The sequence below is a fragment of the Ralstonia mannitolilytica genome (genome assembly GCF_000954135.1).
Classification (GTDB): domain Bacteria; phylum Pseudomonadota; class Gammaproteobacteria; order Burkholderiales; family Burkholderiaceae; genus Ralstonia; species Ralstonia mannitolilytica.
Map to the genome: position 1 here is coordinate 2,189,900 of NZ_CP010799.1, position 18,352 is coordinate 2,208,251.

Here is an 18,352-nt window from a genome sequence, read left to right on the forward strand (position 1 = left end):
GAGGGGTTTTGTGGCTAGAATGAGCGTCCGCCGCGTTTGCCGAACAGCGGCGCCCGATCGACGTTTCAGCCAGGTTCCACTCATGTTCCGTCCTTCCTCACGCATCGCATCCGGACTGCTTGCCACCGCTGCCGCGGTGCTTGCCACGCTGTCCGCGCAGGCCCCCGCGTACGCCGATGACGTCTATCTGTGCACCGGCCCGAACGGCGTGCCGGAGTACCGCAACAGCGGGAACGTCAAGGGGTGCCGGAAACTGGCGCTGCCCGACGTGGTGACCGTGCCGGGGACGCGCAGCCCGCGCAGTGCCGGGGCCGCTCCGGCGCCGGCGCAGAGCAACGGTTTCCCGCGGGTGGACAGCGCCACGCAGAAGGCGCGTGACGGCGAGCGCCGCCAGGTGCTGGAAGCAGAATTGGCTGAAGAGGAGCGCAAGCTCCAGGCGTTGAAGACCGAATACAACAACGGCCAGCCCGAGCGCCAGGGCAACGAACGCAACTACCAGAAATATCTGGACCGCACCGCGCAGTTGAAGAGTGACATCGAACGCAGCCAGGCGAATGTCGACTCGATCCGCCGGGAGCTGGGCAATCTAAAGGAGTAGCTGAGTGACGCGTCGACTGATTCCCAAAGCGGCACGCCGCGATGTCCAGGAACAGACGACGCCTTCCGCGCCGTCGGCAGGTGTTCCCGAATCTCTCGACGGGCTGCCCTCCATTCCGTTTTCGCATGGCGCACCCCCGTCGTACCCCGGGCTCGACGCGGTGCCCAATCCCGTCCTCTTCGTCCGCCATCCGGCGCTGACGATCTTCTACGCCAACCCCGCCGCGGAAGCTGCCCTGGCCGTGTCACGTCGCCAGCTGGTGGAGATGTCGCTGCACGAGCTGTTTGCGGAGCCGTCCGAGCTGGCCGAGATGATCGCCACCGTGGCGGGGCGGCAGTTCGACGCCAAGCGCCGCGATGTGTCGCTCGAGCGCCTGGGCCAGGAGACGCTGCACGCGCACGCCGTGGTCGGGGCGATCGACTTTGCGCCGGGCGCGGTGCTCCTGGAGTTGCTGCCGAACGAGCAGAAGATCCGCAGCGAACGCGAGGAGCGCTTGCTGGACCTGTCATCCGCCAACAAGGAACTGATCCGCAACCTCGCGCACGAGATCAAGAACCCGCTGGGTGGCATCCGCGGGGCCGCGCAACTGCTGGAGTTCGAACTGCCGGAGCGCTCACTGCGCGAGTACACGCAGGTCATCATCAAGGAATCCGACCGGCTGCAGACGCTGGTTGACCGCTTGCTGGAGCCGCACCGGCACCCGCATATCGTGGGCGACGTGAACATCCACGAGGTGCTGGAGCGCGTGCGCTCCGTGGTGCTGGCGGAGTTTCCGCAAGGGCTGCGTATCGTGCGCGACTACGACGCGAGCCTGCCGGAGTTCCGCGGCGACAAGGAGCAGCTCATCCAGGCCGTGCTCAACATCGTCCACAACGCGGCGCATGCGCTTGGTCCCCGCATGGCCCAGGGCGATGCGGAGATCATCCTGCGCACGCGCGTCGCCCGCAAAGTCACGATCGCAAAACAGCTTTACAAGCTGGCATTGGACTTGCATGTCGTGGACAACGGTCCTGGTATCCCGGACGACATCCGCGAACGCATTTTCTTTCCGCTGGTGTCGGGGCGGGAAGGCGGAAGCGGGCTGGGCCTGACACTCGCGCAGACGTTCGTGCAGCAGCACGACGGTCTGATCGAGTGCGAGAGCAGGCCGGGGCAGACCGATTTCCGTATTCTCGTGCCGCTGCATTGAAGCGGCGCGAGGGATCAGGCGAGACGAAGTCAAGCAGACGAACCAACACATGAAGCCAATCTGGATAGTCGACGACGATCAATCCATCCGCTGGGTCCTCGAAAAAGCGCTCGCGCGTGAGAGCTTGCTCTCGCGCAGCTTCACCAACGTGCGCGATGCGCTCAATGCGCTCGATGAAGAGACGCCGCAAGTCCTGATCTCCGACGTACGCATGCCGGGTGGCTCCGGGCTCGATCTGCTGCAGACCATCCGCGCGAGGCACCCGGGGCTGCCCGTCATCATCATGACGGCGTATTCCGATCTGGACAGCGCCGTCGCAGCGTTCCAGGGCGGGGCGTTCGAATACCTCGCCAAGCCGTTCGACGTGGACCGCGCGGTCGAGCTCATCCGGCGCGCGCTGGAAGAAAGCCTGCGCGAGGAAGAGATCGACGACCGCCTCGGCGATGCACCCGAGATCCTGGGCCAGGCGCCGGCCATGCAGGATGTGTTCCGGGCGATCGGCCGGCTGTCGCAATCGAATGTGACCGTGCTGATCACCGGCGAATCGGGCACGGGCAAGGAGCTGGTGGCGCGCGCGCTGCACAAGCACAGCCCGCGGGCGAGCGGCCCCTTCATCGCGCTGAACACTGCCGCGATCCCGAAAGACCTGCTCGAGTCCGAGCTGTTCGGCCACGAGCGCGGCGCCTTTACCGGCGCGCAGACCATGCGCCGCGGTCGCTTCGAGCAAGCGGAGGGTGGCACGCTCTTCCTCGACGAAATCGGCGACATGCCGTTCGACCTGCAGACGCGCTTGCTGCGCGTGCTCTCGGACGGGCATTTCTATCGCGTCGGCGGCCACAATCCGCTCAAGGCCAACGTGCGCGTCATCGCGGCCACGCACCAGAACCTGGAGACGCGCGTCAAGGACGGCCTGTTCCGCGAGGACTTGTTCCACCGCCTCAACGTGATCCGCCTGCGCCTGCCGGCCCTGCGTGAGCGCCCGGAAGACATCACGCTGCTCGCGCGCCATTTTCTGCAGAAGAGCGCAAAGGAGCTGGGCGTCGAGCCCAAGCGCATGTCGGATGAGGCGCTGGCGCATATCGCGACGCTGCCGTTTCCGGGCAACGTGCGCCAGCTGGAAAACCTCTGCAACTGGCTGACCGTGATGGCGCCGGCGCAGATGATCGAGATCAAGGACCTGCCGGCGGACTTGGTGCGCGGCAGCGCGCAGATGCTGCCTGCCACGGGCGAGGGCGCGGCACGGCCGGTCTTCGTCAGCGAGCCGTCGCACGAGCCGTATGGCGCGACTGCGGCCAGCGACGTGCTGACGACCACCGTCGCCGCGGGCGCCTCGTCGACGGCGGGTTGGGAGCGCGCCTTGGCCGGCGAAGCCAAGGCCATGCTGGAGGCCGGTCAGCCCGACGTGATGGATCTCCTCACGCGCCGCTTCGAGAAGGCCATCCTGGAGGCGGCGCTTGGCGTCACGCGCGGCCGCCGCGTTGAAGCCGCGACGCGCCTGGGCATCGGGCGCAACACCATCACACGCAAGTTGCAGGAGCTCGGCTTCGACTGAAGCATCATCGAAGCCGGCTGCGCTGAATATCGTCGAGCTTGGCGATTGGGATTGGGCGGATTTCCGATGAGGGAATCCGCCTCTTTTTTTGCGTGAATGCCGTCGGGCGCTCAATGCAGGCTGTGCTTGAGCTGCGAGAGTTCCTGGTGCGTGCGCATCACCGCGGACTGCACGGTCTGGTCGACGTTGCTGGCGTTCTGGCAGGCCATCTTGGCGCGGTCGGAGCAGGCCTCGAGCTTGTCGACCGCCTCAATGAACGTCTGCTCGTTGCCGTCCTGCACACGCGAGTGACACTCGCGGGCTTGCTGGTCCAGTTCCTGGATCGACTGCTTCAGCGACTGTGGCACGTCCTGGTGCGTGGAGCACGTCCGTGCGAGTTCGGCGATGGTGTTCTCAGCGTGTTCGAACCGCTGCCGCAGTTCCTGGGTTTGCATGGGGAACCTCCTGTCGGGACGTTGAAAGGGCGCTGCCGCCGTCTGCACCGTTGTGAGGCCGTCACGTGATGCAAAGCGGTGCAACGCCCAATGTCGGCGCAAGCACCGTGCCGCGTGCGGCAGGGAACGCAGGAGTGGTCAGGCGCGCGGCGCGGGCAGGGATGGCGGCCGCGCGGCAAGAATGCGCTCCGCCACTTCAGCGAAACCGCCGCCGCCTTCGGCCACGGTGAGGTAGGCGGGCGGCATCGGCAGGTGATCCATCACGTCGACCACGTTGGCCACGCCCACGGAGAGCGGAAAGAACTCGAACATCGCCGCATCGTTGGCCGAGTCGCCCACGAACACCCAGCGTTCGCGCTCGACGTGCAGGTCCATGCCGAATGCGCGGCGCGCGAGCGACACGCTGGCGCTGAGCTTGTCGTGCTTGCCGAACCAGCCGTTGACGTGGATCGAGCTCACCGTTGCATGCATGCCGTGCGTGCGCATGATGTCGACGATGTGCTGCACGGCGTGCGGGGGCAGCGGCGGGACTTGCTCCGCATGGTCGACGGCGAGATCCGCGGCATGCCACGCCTGGTCCGACGCCAGCGCCGAGCCCGGTACCGCGCGCCGGATCTCCGCGCCCACCTCGCGGATGCGCTCGAGATTGCGTGCGCGCGTCTGGGCATCGTCGACGAAATCGGTGGCGAGGTGCCCGCGCGAATCGACGCGCATGGCGAACGCGCCGTTCTCGCCGATCACCGCATCGACGGGCCACAGCCGCGCAATGACCTCGCACCACGCGATCGAACGCCCCGTCACAGGTACAACCTTGATGCCGGCGCGGTGCAGTCGCTCGAGCGCGGAGTACGTCAGCGCGGGGAGCTTGCCCCGCGTTGTCAGCGTGCCGTCCACGTCGGTGAAGACGCCGACGATATTGCGCAGTGCATCATCGGGAAGCTGGCGCAGCGGTAGCGGAACGCGCCGTACGGCAAGGACCGGCGCGGTTTCAGGCGAGTCGGGGGCGGCAGGTGTGGTGGGCGGAGCGAGCATGCTGCAAGTGCAAAAAAAGCGGGGAAAGATTGCCTTCAATCCATTCTAACGGCGCTTTGTCGGCAAGCTTTGGAGGGATTTCCCGATGTCTTTGTGACAGAAAGAGACGTAACATCCCGCTGTCATAAAAGTGTCCGACCGTTCGTTTAGAGTCGGCGCGCCGTGGGGCGGAGCGAGGCAGCCCGCCAGAACGTCGTAATACAGGAGAAACAATGACGATCAAAAGGATTGCGGGGGCGGCGGCAGTGCTGGCCGCGTGTACGTTTGCGCAAGGCGCGTACGCAGTGACGGAAATCCAGTGGTGGCATTCGATGGAAGGCGCCTTGAACGACAAGGTGAATGAGATCGCCAACAAGTTCAACGCGAGCCAGTCCGACTACAAGGTCGTGCCGGTCTACAAGGGCCAGTACGATGAATCGCTGGCTGCGGGCATCGCGGCCTTCCGCGCCGGCAATGCACCGGCCATCCTGCAGGTGTTCGAGGTCGGTACCGCAACGATGATGAACGCCAAGGGCGCCATCGTGCCGGTCGCCAAGATCATGAAGGACGCCGGCGAGAAGTTCGACCCGAAGGCCTACGTGCCGGCCGTGGCGGGTTATTACACGTCGAGCAAGGGCGAGATGCTGTCGTTCCCGTTCAACAGCTCGACGACGATCATGTATTACAACAAGGACGCCTTCAAGAAGGCCGGCCTTGACCCGAACAAGCCGCCCGCAACGTGGCAGGAAGTGGCCATCGACGCAGCCAAGCTGAAGGCGGCCGGCTACTCCTGCGGCTACACGACGGACTGGCAGTCGTGGGTGCATCTGGAGAGCTTCTCGGCGTGGCACAACGTGTCGTTCGCCACGGAGAACAACGGCTTTGGTGGTGCAAAGGCTCGCCTGAACTTCAACGGGCCGGTGCAGATCAAGCACATCGAGAACCTGCTGGACATGCAGAAGAAGGGCTACTTCACCTACGCCGGCCGCAAGGACGAGCCGAAGGCGAAGTTCATCGCCGGCGAGTGCGCCATGCACACGGGTTCGTCCGCGGCGCTGGCGAACATCCGCAAGAACGCCAAGTTCAGCTTCAGCCCCGCGCCGCTTCCGTACGAAGCCGGCGTGGCGGGTGCCCCGCAGAACACGATCATCGGCGGCGCTTCGCTGTGGGTGATGGGCGGCCACAAGGCCGAGGAGTACAAGGGCGTGGCGAAATTCTTCACGTACCTGTCCCGTCCGGAAGTGCAAGCCGACTGGCACCAGTCGACGGGCTATCTGCCCGTGACGCTGGAAGCGTATGAGCTGACGAAGAAGTCGGGCTACTACGACAAGAATCCCGGCGCCGACGTAGCCGTCAAACAGATGATCGTCAAGACGACCGACAAGTCGCGCGGCATCCGCTTGGGCAACTTCCCTCAGATCCGTCAGGTGATCGACGAGGAGCTGGAAGCCGTCTGGGCCGGCAAGAAGCAGCCGAAGGAAGCGCTGGACGCAGCCGTTGCCCGCGGCAACGAGCTGCTCGCCCGCTTCGAGAAGACCGTCAAGGAATAAGCGCAGCCCTGCGCTTGTCGTCAACCGCCGGCCTTGCTAGCAGCAGGCCGGCGGTGCGTTTTTGGAATGTCGCATGGAAAAACGCGTCGTTTTCCGATCGCGCTGGCTGCCGTATGCGCTGGTGGCCCCGCAGATCGTCATCACCCTGGTGTTCTTCTTCTGGCCCGCAGGGCAGGCGCTGTATCAGTCGCTGCTGCGCCAGGACGCCTTCGGCATCAACCTCGAGTTTGTCGGGCTGGAGAACTTCCACGACCTCATTGCCGACCCGAACTATCTCGGCTCGTTCAAGACCACGGCGGTGTTTGCCATCGGCGTGACGCTGGTCGGGCTCGGGACCTCGCTGGCGCTGGCGTACTTTGCCGACCGCGCGCTGCGTGGGGCCACGTTCTACAAGACGCTGCTGATCTGGCCGTATGCGATTGCGCCGGCCGTGGCGGGCGTGCTCTGGAGCTTCCTGTTCAACCCGTCGCTGGGGATCGTGTCGTTCGTCATCCGCAAGATGGGCGTGGACTGGAACTTCGTGCTCAACGGCAACCAGGCGCTGCTGCTCGTGGTCATCATCGCGGCGTGGAAGCAGATCAGCTACAACTTCCTGTTCTTCCTGGCCGGGCTGCAGAGCATCCCCAAATCGCTGATCGAGGCAGCGGCCATCGACGGTGCCGGGCCATGGAGGCGCTTCTGGTCGATCATCTTTCCGCTGCTCTCGCCGACCACGTTCTTCCTGATGGTCGTAAACGTCGTGTATGCGTTCTTCGATACCTTCGCCATCATCGATTCGGTCACGCAGGGCGGCCCGTTCAAGGCGACCGAGACGCTCGTCTTCAAGGTGTACCAGGACGGCGTGCGCGGGCTGGACATCGGTGGCTCGGCGGCGCAGTCGGTGATCCTGATGGTGCTGGTGATCGTGCTGACGATCGTGCAGTTCCGCTACGTTGAACGCAAAGTCCAATACTGAAAGGAGGGCACACTTCATGATCGAACGCCGTCCATTCCTGGACTTCCTCACCCACGTCGTGCTGATCCTGGGCGTGATCGTCGTGGCGTTTCCGGTGTATGTGGTCTTCGTCGCCTCGTCGCTGACGGCCGAAGACGTGCTGCAGGCGCCGATGACGCTGATTCCCGGTCCGCACCTCATCGACAACTACAGCGAAGTGCTCACGCACGGCATGGGCAACTCCGCCACGCCGGTCGGCACCATGCTGATGAACAGCCTCATCATGGCGCTGGGCATCTCGCTCGGGAAGATCGCGATCTCCATCATCTCCGCCTTCGCGATCGTCTACTTCCGCTTTCCGCTGCGCAAGACCTTCTTCTGGCTGATCTTCGTCACGCTGATGCTGCCGGTGGAAGTGCGCATCCTGCCGACATACAAGGTCGTGTCCGACCTCGGCATGCTGAACAGCTACTTCGGCCTGACGATTCCGATCATCGCATCGGCGACGGCCACGTTCCTGTTCCGGCAGTTCTTCCTCACCATTCCGGACGAGCTTGCAGAAGCCGCGCGCATCGACGGCGCCGGCCCGCTCAAGTTCTTCTGGGACGTGGTCCTGCCGCTCTCGCGCACGAGCATCGCGGCGCTGTTCGTGATCCAGTTCATCTACGGCTGGAACCAGTACCTCTGGCCGCTGCTCATCACGACGGAAAAGAACATGACGCCGATCGTGCTGGGCGTGACGCAGATGATCTCGCGCTCCGGCGATTCCGCCACCGACTGGAACCTGCTAATGGCCGTCGTGATGCTCGCCATGCTGCCGCCTGCGGCCGTGGTGATCGGCATGCAGCGGTGGTTTGTGAAGGGCCTGGTGGAAACCGAGAAATAAGAGAATCGAAGACTCAAGATGGCAAAACTGTCTCTACGCAACGTCCAGAAGCACTACGCCAACCTCCAGGTCGTGCACGGCATCGACATGGAAATCGGCGATGGTGAATTCATCGTCATCGTCGGCCCCTCGGGCTGCGGCAAGTCCACGCTCCTGCGCATGGTGGCGGGCCTGGAGCCCATCACCGGCGGCGAGGTGTGGATCGGCGACCGCGTGGTCAACGAACTGGAACCGGCCGAGCGCGACATCGCGATGGTGTTCCAGAACTACGCGCTGTATCCGCACATGAGCGTGTTCGACAACATGGCATATGGGCTGAAGATCCGCGGCTTGCCCAAGGCCGATATTCAAGCCCGTGTGGAGCAGGCCGCGGGCATTCTCGAACTTGGCAAGCTCCTCGATCGCAAGCCGCGGCAGCTCTCTGGCGGCCAGCGCCAGCGTGTGGCCATGGGCCGTGCGATCGTGCGTGAGCCGGCGGTGTTTCTGTTCGACGAGCCACTCTCCAACCTCGACGCCAAGCTGCGCGTGCAGATGCGCCTGGAGCTCAAGGAGCTTCACCGCCGCCTGCGCACCACCAGCCTGTACGTCACGCACGACCAGGTCGAAGCCATGACGCTGGCCGACCGCATGATGGTGCTCAACGCTGGCCGCGTCGAGCAGATCGGCACGCCGCTGGAGGTGTATTCGCGCCCCGCGAGCACGTTCGTGGCAGGCTTCATCGGTTCGCCGCCGATGAACCTGGTGCCCGTGTCACGCCATGCCGGCGGCGGCACGCAGATCCGCGTGGATGGCGCGAAGGAGGGTGATGCCGCGGCAACGCTGGGCCACCTGCCGATGGGCTTGCACCTGCCCGAGCGTGCGCTGATGGGCCTGCGTCCGGAGCATATCGAGCCATGCTCGGCGGATCAGGCCATCGCCTTCGTCGATGTGCGCGTGGTGGAAGCGCTGGGCGCCGATGCGTTCGCGTACGGCTCCCTGGCCGGGCACCCGATCGTCGTGCGCCTGGAACCGCACGCGACGGTGAAGGCAGGCGACAAGCTGCCGATCACGGCCTCGGCCGATCACCTGCACTGGTTCGACCCGCAGACGACGCGCCGCATCGAGGCCCTGGCATGAGCGACGTGTGCCCCTTGCCGGCTTGGCCGTATCCGCGCGCGATCGCGCACCGTGGCGCAGGCAAGCTCGCGCCGGAAAACACGCTGGCCGCGTTCCGCCACGGCGCCTCCTTCGGCTACCGCATGTTCGAGTTCGACGTGAAGCTGTCGGGCGACGGCGTTGCGGTGCTGTTGCACGACGCGACGCTGGATCGCACCACCAGCGGCACCGGCCGGCTCGATGCGTTCACGCTCGACCAGATCGTCCAGCTGGACGCCGGCGGCTGGCATAGCGCTGCCTACGCCGGCGAGCCGGTGCCGACGCTTGCGGCCATCGCACGCTATCTGCGCGCCAACGGCTTGCTCGCCAACATCGAGATCAAGCCGGTGCCGGGCGCGGAATGGCGCACGGGGGCGGCGGTTGCGCTCGATGCCCGCGTGCTGTGGGCGGGCGCGGACGTGCCGCCGCTGCTGTCGTCATTCTCGGAAGAGGCGTTGGCCGCCGCGCGCGATGCCGCGCCGGAACTGCCGCGTGCGCTGCTGCTCGACAAGCTGCCAGCGGATTGGCTGGCTCGCCTGCGTGCCCTCGATTGCGTGGCGCTCGACGCCAACCACCGCGAACTGACGCCGGAGATCATCGCGCAGGCCCACGCGGCAGGCTTCCGCGTCTGTTGCTACACCGTCAACGACGTCGACCGCGCGCAGCGGCTGTGGAGCGCCGGACTGGACGGATTGATCACCGATTGGGTGGACCGCATCTCGCCGGCCGGAATGTGATCAAAGTCATGCTTTCGACGCGATAAAGCAACGTTTCATTGTCGCGTCAAAGAACCGGAATATTGATCATAAACGTGCTATGCTTCCTGTCCGTGAAGACTTAGGTCCTTCCCGCACAACTTGTCTGTAAAAGCTGTCTCGGTCCCTCCTTCCCGCCACGCGAGATCCGGTCCGACCAGGTGATTTCAGGCGATTCAAAGTTTGCGATCCGCTAACCGGTCAAGCCGTGTCGCGGAAGGTTGATGAACCCGCTGAACTCCGGCAGACCCGGAGAAAAGTGAGCGCCCCATGACTGAGCTGTACAAGCAGTACCTGGACACCTCGTACCTGTCCGGTGGCAATGCCGCCTACGTTGAAGACCAGTACGAAGCGTATCTGCAAGATCCCACGTCCGTTAGCGAGGCACTGCGCGCCTATTTCGATGCGCTGCAGAACGTCCCCGCCGTCGACGGCTCGAACGCCCGGGATATCCCCCACGCCCCGATCATCACGTCGTTTGCCGAGCGCGCCAAGCAAGGCCCGATCCGCACGATCGTCGCCTCTGCCGACTCCGACATGGGCCGCAAGCGCGTGGCCGCGACGCAGCTGGTTGCCGCGTACCGCAACGTGGGCCTGCGCTGGGCCGACCTGGATCCGCTCAAGCGCCAGGAGCGCCCGCCGGTTCCGGACCTCGACCCCGCTTTCTACGGCTTTACCGAAGCCGACCAGGACATCATCTTCAATGCCAGCAACACGTATTTCGGCAAGGAGTCGATGAGCCTGCGCGAGCTGATCAACAACCTGCGCGAAACCTACTGCGGCTCCATTGGCGCCGAGTTCATGTACATCAGCGACCAGGCGCAGAAGCGCTGGTGGCAGGAGCGCCTGGAGTCGATCCGCTCCAAGCCGACCTTCTCGGCTGAAAAGAAGAAGCACATCCTGGAACGCCTGACGGCCGCCGAAGGCCTCGAGCGCTTCCTCCATACCAAGTACGTCGGCCAGAAGCGCTTCTCGCTCGAAGGCGGCGAGAGCTTCATCGCGGCGATGGACGAACTGATCCAGCACGCCGGTGCCAAGGGCGTTCAGGAAATCGTCATCGGCATGGCCCACCGCGGCCGTCTGAACGTGCTGGTCAACACGCTCGGCAAGATGCCGGCCGACCTGTTTGCCGAATTCGAAGGCAAGCACGTGGACGACTTGCCGGCCGGCGACGTGAAGTACCACAAGGGCTTCTCGAGCGACGTGACCACGCCGGGCGGCCCCGTGCACCTGTCGCTGGCGTTCAACCCGTCGCACCTGGAAATCGTCAACCCTGTCGTGGAAGGCTCCGTCAAGGCGCGCCAGGAGCGCCGCGGCGACAAGACCGGCGAGCAGGTGCTGGCCGTGCAGGTGCACGGTGACGCGGCCTTCGCCGGCCAAGGCGTCGTGATGGAAACGCTGAACCTCGCCCAGACGCGCGGTTACGGCACGGGCGGCACGATCCACATCGTCATCAATAACCAGATCGGTTTCACGACGTCGGACCCGCGCGATTCGCGCTCGACGCTGTACTGCACCGACGTCGTCAAGATGATCGAGGCGCCGGTGCTGCACGTGAACGGCGACGATCCGGAAGCCGTCGTGCTGGCCATGCAACTGGCCATCGACTTCCGCACTGAGTTCAAGAAGGACGTGGCGGTCGACATCATCTGCTACCGCAAGCTCGGCCACAACGAGCAGGACACGCCGGCAATGACGCAGCCGCTGATGTACAAGAAGATCGGCCAGCACCCCGGCACGCGCAAGCTGTACGCAGACAAGCTCGTCACGCAGAACACGCTGAAGCCGGAAGAGCCGGACGCGCTGGTGCAGGAATACCGCGCCGCCATGGACGCCGGCAAGCACACGGTCGACCCGGTCCTGTCGAACTTCAAGAACAAGTTCGCCGTGGACTGGATGCCGTTCCTGAACCGCAAGTGGACGGATGCCGCCGACACCGCCGTGCCGATGGCCGAGCTGAAGCGCCTGGCCGAGCGCATCACCACGATCCCCGAGCAGTTCAAGCTGCACCCGCTGGTGGAGAACGTCGTCAACAACCGCGCCAAGATGGGCAAGGGCGAGCTGCCGCTGGACTGGGGCATGGGCGAACACCTCGCCTTTGCGTCGCTGGTGGCATCGGGCTACCCGGTGCGCATCACCGGCCAGGATGCCGGCCGCGGTACGTTCACGCACCGCCACGCTGTGCTGCACGACCAGAACCGCGAGCGCTGGGATGCCGGTACGTACGTCCCGCTGCAGAATGTGTCGGACAACCAGGCACCGTTCACCGTGATCGACTCGGTGCTGTCCGAAGAAGCCGTGATGGGCTTCGAGTACGGCTACTCGACGGCCGAGCCGAATGCACTCGTCATCTGGGAAGCCCAGTTCGGTGACTTCGCCAACGGTGCGCAGGTCGTCATCGACCAGTTCATCTCGTCGGGTGAAGTGAAGTGGGGCCGCGCCTCGGGCCTGACGCTGATGCTCCCGCACGGCTATGAAGGCCAAGGCCCGGAGCACAGCTCGGCGCGCCTGGAGCGCTACCTGCAGCTCTGCGCAGACCACAACATGCAAGTGGTGCAGCCGACCACGCCGGCGCAGATTTTCCACCTGCTGCGTCGCCAGATGATCCGCCTGTTCCGCAAGCCGCTGATCATCCTGACGCCGAAGTCGCTGCTGCGCAGCAAGGATGCCGTCTCGCCGCTGTCGGACCTGGCCAAGGGCCACTTCGAGACGGTCATCGGCGACACGGCCGAAGACCTGAACGCGGCCAAGGTCAAGCGCGTGGTCGCATGCTCGGGCAAGGTCTACTACGACCTCGTCAACGCCCGCAAGGAGCGTGGCCTGACCGACACCGCGATCATCCGCGTGGAACAGCTCTATCCGTTCCCGCACAAGGCGTTCGCGGCTGAGCTGAAAAAATACCCGAACCTGACCGAGGTGGTGTGGTGCCAGGACGAGCCGCAGAACCAGGGCGCCTGGTTCTTCGTGCAGCACTACATCATGGAAAACATGACAGAAGGTCAGAAGCTGGGCTACGCGGGCCGCCCGGCCTCTGCATCGCCGGCAGTGGGGTACTACGCGAAGCACAACGAGCAGCAGAAGGCGCTGATCGACGCAGCATTCGCCAAGCTCAAGGGCTTCGTGCTGACCAAGTAAGCGACGCGCGCACCAGGGCGGCAGCTTCGGCTGTCACCTTGGCGCATCTCCACTCCCGATTTCACCGTTTACCGAATAGAAGCGCCGCGTCGCAAATGCAATCGAGCGCGCGCACATGAATCCAAGGAACCACTGAAATGGCTATCGTTGATGTCAAGGTCCCGCAGTTTTCCGAGTCCGTTGAAGAAGGCACGCTGATCTCCTGGAAGAAGAAGCCGGGCGAAGCCGTGGCCCAGGACGAAATCCTGATCGAAGTCGAAACCGACAAGGTCGTGCTGGAAGTGCCGGCGCCGGCCGCTGGCGTGCTGGCCGAGGTGCTGGTGGCGGACGGCGCGACCGTCACGTCGGAGCAGCTGCTGGCCAAGATCGACACCGAAGGCAAGGCTGGCGCTGCCGCCCCGGCCGCCGCCGCACCGGCGCCTGCAGCAGCTGCACCGGCTCCGGCCGCCGCTGCGCCGGCACCGGCTGCCGCAGCCACGGGTGGCGTGGCCATGCCGTCGGCCGCCAAGCTGATGGCCGAGAACAACCTGTCGGCTGGCCAGGTGGCCGGCACGGGCCGCGATGGCCGCATCACCAAGGGCGACGTGCTGGGTGCCGTGGCCGGTGGCGCCAAGCCGGCTGCTGCCGCGGCTCCGCAAGCCGCACGTCCGGCGCTGCAGCAAGTGGCCGCGCCCGTGGACTTCGCTGCCCTGGGCGACCGTCCGGAAGAGCGCGTGCCGATGAGCCGCCTGCGCGCCCGTATTGCCGAGCGCCTGATCCAGTCGCAGTCGACCAACGCAATCCTCACCACCTTCAACGAAGTCAACATGAAGCCGGTGATGGACCTGCGAGCCAAGTTCAAGGACCAGTTCGAGAAGACCCACGGCGTGAAGCTGGGCTTCATGTCGTTCTTCGTGAAGGCGGCTGTCCACGCGCTGAAGAAGTACCCGATCCTCAACGCCTCGGTGGACGGCAACGACATCGTCTACCACGGCTACTTCGACATCGGTATCGCGGTCGGCTCGCCGCGCGGCCTGGTGGTGCCCATCCTGCGCAATGCCGACCAGATGAGCCTGGCCGACATCGAAAAGAAGATCGCCGAATTCGGCCAGAAGGCCAAGGACGGCAAGCTGACGCTGGACGACCTGACCGGCGGCACGTTCTCGATCTCGAACGGCGGTACGTTCGGCTCGATGCTCTCCACCCCGATCATCAACCCGCCGCAATCGGCCATCCTGGGCGTGCACGCTACCAAGGAGCGCCCGGTGGTCGAGAACGGCCAGGTCGTGATCCGTCCGATCAACTACCTCGCCATGTCGTACGACCACCGCATCATCGACGGCCGCGAAGCCGTGCTGGGCCTGGTGGCGATGAAGGAAGCGCTGGAAGACCCGGCCCGCCTGCTGCTGGATCTGTAAACCTGCCCACGGTCCTGTTGCGCGACCCGATCTTGAACCTGCGATGTTCACCGTACCCATGTACGGTTGCACGTCTCGGATCAACTTCGGGCCGCTCGCAACGGACGTGAACAGGTTGAAACCGATTGTTGACGTTTCCGCTTGAGTGGAAACGACGGACCAAAGGATTTCTCCATGAGCAAACAATTTGACGTGCTGGTGATCGGCGCCGGCCCCGGCGGCTACATCGCCGCCATCCGCGCTGGCCAGCTGGGCCTGAACGTGGCGTGCTGCGAAGGCAACGCCTATGACGATCCGAAGAGCGAGCCGCGTCTGGGCGGCACGTGCCTGAACGTGGGCTGTATTCCGTCCAAGGCGCTGCTGGCCTCGTCCGAAGAATTCGAGAACGTGAACCACCACCTGGCCGACCACGGCATCACGGTGGACGGCGTCAAGGTCGACGTGGCCAAGATGCTCAAGCGCAAGGACGACATCGTCGGCAAGATGACCAAGGGCATCGAGTTCCTGTTCCGCAAGAACAAGGTGACGCTGCTCAAGGGCTACGGCAAGTTCGTCGGCAAGACCGACGCCGGCTACCAGGTCGAGATCGCGGGCAAGGCCGGCACGGAAGTCGTGACTGCCAAGCACGTGATCATCGCCACGGGCTCGAAGGCGCGCCACCTGCCGAACGTGCCGGTGGACAACGTGACCATCGCCGACAACGAAGGCGCGTTGAAGTTTGCCGAAGTGCCGAAGAAGCTGGGCGTGATCGGCGCTGGCGTGATCGGCCTGGAGCTGGGCTCGGTGTGGCGCCGTCTGGGTGCCGAAGTGACGATCCTCGAAGCGCTGCCGAGCTTCCTCGGTGCGGCGGACGAATCCGTAGCCAAGGAAGCCAACAAGCTGCTGACCAAGCAGGGCCTGAAGATCAACGTCGGCGTGAAGGTTGGCGAGATCGAATCCTCCGCCAAGGGCGTGAAGGTCAACTACACCGACGCCGCCGGCGCTGCGCAGGTGCTGGAGTGCGACAAGCTGATCGTCTCGATCGGCCGCGTGCCGAACACCGACAACCTGGGTCTGGAAGCGATCGGCCTGGCGACGGACCAACGCGGCTTCATCGAGGTGGACGACCACTGCGCGACCAAGCTGCCCAACGTGTGGGCGATCGGTGACGTGGTGCGCGGCCCGATGCTGGCGCACAAGGCTGAAGACGAAGGCGTGGCGGTCGCCGAGCGCATCGTCGGCCAGAAGCCCCACATCGACTACAACTGCATTCCGTGGGTCATCTACACGTACCCGGAAATCGCATGGGTCGGCAAGACGGAGCAGCAGCTCAAGGCCGAGGGCCGCGAGATCAAGGCCGGCCAGTTCCCGTTCATGGCCAACGGCCGTGCGCTGGGCATGGGCGCATCCGATGGCTTCGTCAAGGTCATCGCCGATGCGAAGACCGATGAGATCCTGGGCGTGCACGTGATCGGCGCCAACGCGTCGGACCTGATCGCCGAAGCTGTGGTGGCGATGGAGTTCAAGGCTGCGTCGGAAGACATCGGCCGCATCTGCCACCCGCACCCGTCGATGTCGGAAGTGATGCGCGAAGCCGCGCTGGCCGTCGACAAGCGTCAGCTCAACATGTAATCGCACGCCGCCAGGCGAGCACACGGTGCCCGGTCATCCACAAGATGCCGGGCATCGGTCCATTTGAGCCGCTAAAAGGCCGGCGCTACGCACTTTCAAGCAGATGAACGTCCAGGAAACCTACCGACAGGAACTGAAGGCACGGGGCTACCAGCCCGACGAGGCGCAGCAGCGTGCCGTCGATCGCCTGCAGCAGTGCTACGACGAATGGGTCGCCTACAAGGCTCGGCGCTCGAATGCCCTGCGCAAGATGCTGGTGCGTCCGGACCTGCCGCGCGGCGTCTACATGTGGGGCGGGGTGGGGCGCGGCAAGTCGTTCCTGATGGACGCGTTCTACAGCTGCGTGCCCGTGGTGCGCAAGACGCGGCTGCACTTTCACGAGTTCATGCGCGAGGTGCATCGTCAGCTGGAGGAGCTGCGCGGTCGCGCCGATCCACTGGACGAACTCGCACGCCGCATCGCAAAGCGGTACCGGCTGATCTGCTTCGATGAGTTCCACGTCAGCGATGTGGCCGATGCAATGATCCTGCACCGCTTGCTGGACCAGTTGTTCGCCAACGGCGTGCAGTTCGTGATGACGTCGAACTATCGGCCTGACCAGCTGTACCCCGACGGGCTGCACCGCGAACGCGTCCTGCCCGCGATTGCGCTGCTGCAGGAGAAGCTCGACATCCTGAACGTCGACGCCGGCGTCGACTACCGCAAGCGCGCGATGGAGCAGGTGCAGGCGTATCACACCCCGCTGGGCGCCAAGGCCAACTCGGCGCTGCGCGATGCGTTTGCCGCCGTGGCCGAAGTGCCGGACGAATCGCCGGTACTGCATATCGAACATCGCGAAATCCGCGCCCAGCGCAAGGCGGGAGGCGTGGTGTGGTTCGATTTCGCCACGCTGTGTGGCGGGCCGCGCTCGCAGAACGACTATCTGGAGATCGCCTCGCGCTTTCACACCGTCATCCTGGCCGATGTGCCGAAGATGACGCCGCGCATGGCGTCCGAGGCGCGCCGCTTCACCTGGCTGATCGACGTGTTCTACGACCACAAGGTCAAGCTGCTGATGTCGGCCGAGGTGCCCGCCGACGAGCTGTACACCGAGGGCCAGATGGCCCACGAGTTCCATCGCACTGTCTCGCGCATCATCGAGATGCAGTCGCGCGAATACCTCGAGTCGCCGCGGCGCGACATCGATACGTCACTGACCTGACGGCACCTCCGCCGCCGCGTGCCGGCCGGTCAGTGCGGCAGCGGCGGATTGCGGTGCGACGGCGGCACCGGGGCCGGGCGCAGGCTCGCGCCAAAGAAATCTTGCGGCGCGCGCTCGGTCTTGCGGTTTACGTTGCGGAATGCGCCTTCCACGAGCATCGGCGCGACGTCGCTCACGTCGGTCTGCGCAGCGATGGTCACGTCTTCTGCAAAGCCGCGTTCGCACAGTTCGCGGCCGGACACCGAATCGAGCAGCCACGTCTTGATCATGCCGGTCTGCGATGCTTCACGGTAGATCGCGCGCGCCGCCAGCGCCTCGGGCGACAGCGCCTGCGGCAGGAAGCCCGCCACCGTTTCCGACAGGTGATGCACGATGGCCCCGGCTGCGAGCCAGTCTTCAAGGGCTGGGCGCAGACTGCCGTCCGCCCAGCGCTCGCCCGAAGCGACGACCGCCACGCGCCGGCCCAGGCGCGAAGCGGCTTCCGCCACTGCGCGCGCATTGCGCAGGCAGCCCGCGAATGTCGGCGTGGAACCCGTGGCCAGCGCCAGCGTTGCCCCGTTGGGGGACGGCAGGACGAGGCTGCTGCCCGCCGGCAGTCCACGCAGTGACGCCGGCGAGAGCGTATAGCCCGGCTGGCTCCGGTTATTGCCCGCGAGCATGGCGCCGGCGCGCCGGGCAAACGTTTCTGCACTGCCATCTCGCCAGGGGTATGGATAGATACGTGCGCCGCGCGCCACGGCGACGTCCACACAGGTGCAGAACGACAGCACGTCGACCACGATGACTGCGTCGCAGTGCGGCGCCAGGGCAGAGGCCCCGTGCTCGCCCCATTCACAGTGGATGTTGTACAGGCTGAATTCGGTTGCCACGTCGCGCCCTCCTGTTTGCCCGGTGCAGTTTTTTACTATAGGCGCCGATTCATTCTTGCGTGAGGGTGACCAGCCGCGGCGAGTGCAGTAATCGCC

The 18,352-nt window shown here is 65.0% G+C and carries 15 protein-coding genes; 12 read left to right on the forward strand and 3 right to left on the reverse strand.

The window, feature by feature from the left end; translation table 11 throughout:
* Nucleotides 1-82: 82 nt before the first annotated feature.
* Genes TK49_RS10430 through ntrC form a run of 3 tightly spaced genes read left to right on the forward strand, consistent with a single transcriptional unit; the run spans nt 83 to nt 3,339 of the window.
* On the forward strand, nt 83-598 hold the full coding sequence (locus TK49_RS10430; RefSeq protein ID WP_045786626.1) for a hypothetical protein: 516 nt from the start codon (nt 83-85) through the stop codon (nt 596-598).
* A 4-nt stretch (nt 599-602) separates the two neighbouring features.
* Nucleotides 603-1,787, forward strand: a complete 1,185-nt coding sequence (glnL, locus tag TK49_RS10435; protein ID WP_045786627.1) for a nitrogen regulation protein NR(II) — start codon at nt 603-605, stop codon at nt 1,785-1,787.
* A 49-nt stretch (nt 1,788-1,836) separates the two neighbouring features.
* Complete coding sequence (ntrC, locus tag TK49_RS10440) at nt 1,837-3,339, forward strand: nitrogen regulation protein NR(I) (protein ID WP_045786628.1); 1,503 nt, start codon at nt 1,837-1,839, stop codon at nt 3,337-3,339.
* A gap of 110 nt (nt 3,340-3,449) precedes the next feature.
* Here the strand turns inward: ntrC and TK49_RS10445 are convergent, their stop codons facing one another.
* Complete coding sequence (locus TK49_RS10445) at nt 3,450-3,773, reverse strand: hypothetical protein (protein WP_045786629.1); 324 nt, start codon at nt 3,771-3,773, stop codon at nt 3,450-3,452.
* A gap of 138 nt (nt 3,774-3,911) precedes the next feature.
* Nucleotides 3,912-4,805, reverse strand: a complete 894-nt coding sequence (locus tag TK49_RS10450) for an HAD family hydrolase (protein ID WP_045786630.1) — start codon at nt 4,803-4,805, stop codon at nt 3,912-3,914.
* A gap of 212 nt (nt 4,806-5,017) precedes the next feature.
* Here TK49_RS10450 and ugpB point away from each other — a divergent pair, with 212 nt between their 5' ends.
* The 9 genes from ugpB to zapE all read left to right on the forward strand — a co-directional run bounded on the left by ugpB (nt 5,018) and on the right by zapE (nt 17,387).
* Nucleotides 5,018-6,334, forward strand: coding sequence for a sn-glycerol-3-phosphate ABC transporter substrate-binding protein UgpB (gene ugpB / locus TK49_RS10455; RefSeq protein WP_045786631.1), 1,317 nt, complete (start codon nt 5,018-5,020; stop codon nt 6,332-6,334).
* A 73-nt stretch (nt 6,335-6,407) separates the two neighbouring features.
* Entirely contained in the window at nt 6,408-7,289 is an 882-nt protein-coding gene (ugpA, locus tag TK49_RS10460) for a sn-glycerol-3-phosphate ABC transporter permease UgpA (RefSeq protein ID WP_045786632.1), read from the forward strand.
* A gap of 16 nt (nt 7,290-7,305) precedes the next feature.
* On the forward strand, nt 7,306-8,154 hold the full coding sequence (gene ugpE, locus TK49_RS10465; RefSeq protein ID WP_045786633.1) for a sn-glycerol-3-phosphate ABC transporter permease UgpE: 849 nt from the start codon (nt 7,306-7,308) through the stop codon (nt 8,152-8,154).
* An 18-nt stretch (nt 8,155-8,172) separates the two neighbouring features.
* Nucleotides 8,173-9,270 carry a sn-glycerol-3-phosphate import ATP-binding protein UgpC gene (locus TK49_RS10470; RefSeq protein WP_045786634.1) on the forward strand — a complete coding sequence of 366 codons (1,098 nt, stop codon included), beginning with the start codon at nt 8,173-8,175 and terminating at the stop codon, nt 9,268-9,270.
* Complete coding sequence (gene ugpQ / locus TK49_RS10475) at nt 9,267-10,025, forward strand: glycerophosphodiester phosphodiesterase (RefSeq protein ID WP_045786635.1); 759 nt, start codon at nt 9,267-9,269, stop codon at nt 10,023-10,025. Before TK49_RS10470 ends, ugpQ begins: the two co-directional genes overlap by 4 nt.
* A gap of 288 nt (nt 10,026-10,313) precedes the next feature.
* Nucleotides 10,314-13,178, forward strand: coding sequence for a 2-oxoglutarate dehydrogenase E1 component (locus TK49_RS10480; protein WP_082062819.1), 2,865 nt, complete (start codon nt 10,314-10,316; stop codon nt 13,176-13,178).
* A 137-nt stretch (nt 13,179-13,315) separates the two neighbouring features.
* A complete protein-coding gene (gene odhB, locus TK49_RS10485) occupies nt 13,316-14,575 on the forward strand; it encodes a 2-oxoglutarate dehydrogenase complex dihydrolipoyllysine-residue succinyltransferase (protein ID WP_045786636.1) in 1,260 nt (419 codons plus the stop codon).
* A gap of 174 nt (nt 14,576-14,749) precedes the next feature.
* Nucleotides 14,750-16,186 carry a dihydrolipoyl dehydrogenase gene (lpdA, locus tag TK49_RS10490; RefSeq protein ID WP_045786637.1) on the forward strand — a complete coding sequence of 479 codons (1,437 nt, stop codon included), beginning with the start codon at nt 14,750-14,752 and terminating at the stop codon, nt 16,184-16,186.
* A 103-nt stretch (nt 16,187-16,289) separates the two neighbouring features.
* Complete coding sequence (zapE, locus tag TK49_RS10495; RefSeq protein WP_045786638.1) at nt 16,290-17,387, forward strand: cell division protein ZapE; 1,098 nt, start codon at nt 16,290-16,292, stop codon at nt 17,385-17,387.
* A 29-nt stretch (nt 17,388-17,416) separates the two neighbouring features.
* Here the strand turns inward: zapE and TK49_RS10500 are convergent, their stop codons facing one another.
* Nucleotides 17,417-18,256 carry a 2-phosphosulfolactate phosphatase gene (locus TK49_RS10500; RefSeq protein WP_045786639.1) on the reverse strand — a complete coding sequence of 280 codons (840 nt, stop codon included), beginning with the start codon at nt 18,254-18,256 and terminating at the stop codon, nt 17,417-17,419.
* Nucleotides 18,257-18,352: the final 96 nt, after the last annotated feature.

Coding starts and splice junctions, on each gene's coding strand:
- TK49_RS10430 (WP_045786626.1), top strand. CDS start 83: ATGTTCCGTCCTTCCTCACGCATCGCATCCGGACTGCTTGCCACCGCT.
- ntrC (WP_045786628.1), top strand. CDS start 1,837: ATGAAGCCAATCTGGATAGTCGACGACGATCAATCCATCCGCTGGGTC.
- TK49_RS10445 (WP_045786629.1), bottom strand. CDS start 3,773: ATGCAAACCCAGGAACTGCGGCAGCGGTTCGAACACGCTGAGAACACC.
- TK49_RS10450 (WP_045786630.1), bottom strand. CDS start 4,805: ATGCTCGCTCCGCCCACCACACCTGCCGCCCCCGACTCGCCTGAAACC.
- ugpB (WP_045786631.1), top strand. CDS start 5,018: ATGACGATCAAAAGGATTGCGGGGGCGGCGGCAGTGCTGGCCGCGTGT.
- ugpA (WP_045786632.1), top strand. CDS start 6,408: ATGGAAAAACGCGTCGTTTTCCGATCGCGCTGGCTGCCGTATGCGCTG.
- ugpE (WP_045786633.1), top strand. CDS start 7,306: ATGATCGAACGCCGTCCATTCCTGGACTTCCTCACCCACGTCGTGCTG.
- TK49_RS10470 (WP_045786634.1), top strand. CDS start 8,173: ATGGCAAAACTGTCTCTACGCAACGTCCAGAAGCACTACGCCAACCTC.
- ugpQ (WP_045786635.1), top strand. CDS start 9,267: ATGAGCGACGTGTGCCCCTTGCCGGCTTGGCCGTATCCGCGCGCGATC.
- TK49_RS10480 (WP_082062819.1), top strand. CDS start 10,314: ATGACTGAGCTGTACAAGCAGTACCTGGACACCTCGTACCTGTCCGGT.
- odhB (WP_045786636.1), top strand. CDS start 13,316: ATGGCTATCGTTGATGTCAAGGTCCCGCAGTTTTCCGAGTCCGTTGAA.
- lpdA (WP_045786637.1), top strand. CDS start 14,750: ATGAGCAAACAATTTGACGTGCTGGTGATCGGCGCCGGCCCCGGCGGC.
- zapE (WP_045786638.1), top strand. CDS start 16,290: ATGAACGTCCAGGAAACCTACCGACAGGAACTGAAGGCACGGGGCTAC.